The organism is Alkalimonas delamerensis, from assembly GCF_030717955.1.
Taxonomy (GTDB): domain Bacteria; phylum Pseudomonadota; class Gammaproteobacteria; order Enterobacterales; family Alteromonadaceae; genus Alkalimonas; species Alkalimonas delamerensis.
Map to the genome: position 1 here is coordinate 1 of NZ_JAUZVY010000012.1, position 1,273 is coordinate 1,273.

The 1,273-nt window shown below is 54.3% G+C and carries 1 protein-coding gene; it reads left to right on the top strand.

The window, feature by feature from the left end; all coding sequences use genetic code 11:
* Positions 1-179 precede the first annotated feature (179 nt).
* Complete coding sequence (locus Q3O59_RS15845; RefSeq protein WP_305946498.1) at positions 180-1,085, top strand: aspartoacylase; 906 nt, start codon at positions 180-182, stop codon at positions 1,083-1,085.
* Positions 1,086-1,273 lie beyond the last annotated feature (188 nt).

Below are 1,273 nucleotides of genomic sequence, written 5' to 3' on the forward strand. Positions count from 1 at the left end.
GTCACTTATTTAGAATCACTAAACTGCGCTCCTCGTTTCGCGATCAAAGCGCCGCCAGAGCGAACAAAACCTAAACAGCAAAGGTCAACACGCCCTAATTCTTCTTCGGTATAACTTTTCGGTTTTTTTGCCCGCCCATTTACGACATACTGATTGCATCGTTTTTTAGGGAGCAAGCTATGGCAGCTATCCAGCAAGTCGCCGTGGTCGGTGGCACACACGGCAATGAATTCTCCGGTATTTATCTGATCCGCCACTACCAGCGTCACCCCGAGTTATTGCAGCGTCAAAGCTTCCACGCCTGGACGCTTTTTGCCAATCCAGAGGCCTACCGGGCCAACAAGCGCTACCTGGATGCCGATCTCAATCGTCAGTTTCGCCGGGAAGATCTGGACAACCCGGCCCTCAGCAATTACGAGCAAAGCCGGGCCAAAGTGATTGATGCGGTGCTCGGCCCTAAAGGCAACCCGAAAGTGGATTTGGTGATCGACCTGCACAACACCACCAGCAACATGGGGCCGGTGCTGATCCTGACTCAGGCTGGCGATTTCTACAATCAACTGGCGGCTTACGTTAAGATGAAGATGCCAGAAGCCGTCATCAGCTGCGATGAAGACCTGCTACCGGCCGAAGATCACAAACTGCTTTGCACCACAGGGCGCTATGGCGTGATTGTGGAAGTGGGGCCACAGCCGCAGTCGGTGCTGCGTCAGGATGTGCTGGAACAGATGCACAGCATGACCCAGCACATTCTGGATTTTGCCGATTTGTACAACCGTCAGGCGTTGCCGGCTTTACCGTCGGAAGTGGAAGCCTACCGCTACCTGCACAGCATCAAGTTGCCTCTGAATGAGCAGGGCGAGCGGCTGGGTATGGTGCACAGTCGCGTGCAGGATCAGGACTTTAAAGCCATCGAACCGGGCGAGCCTATCTTCAAACTCTTTGACGGCAAAGAGCTGACCTATCAGGGCGATACGACGGTGTATCCGAGCTTTATCAACGAAGCGGCCTATTACGACAACAATTTGGCGATGTCGTTGAATGAGAAGATTACTTTGGCGGTGCCGCCGGTGGCAGGTCACTAGCTGGCTTTGCCAGCGGTCACTAGTTGCTAGGGCAACGGTCACTAGCAGGCCTTGCCAGCGGTCACTAGTTGCTAGGGCAACGGTCACTAGCTGGCTTTGCCAGCGGTCACTAGTTGCCTATGGCAACGGTTACTAGCTGGCTTTGCCAGCGGTCACTAGTTGCCTATGGCAACGGTTACTAGCAGGCC

What these genes read in the sequence shown, in the direction of transcription:
- Q3O59_RS15845 (WP_305946498.1), top strand. Translation starts at nt 180, where the DNA reads ATGGCAGCTATCCAGCAAGTCGCCGTGGTCGGTGGCACACACGGCAAT.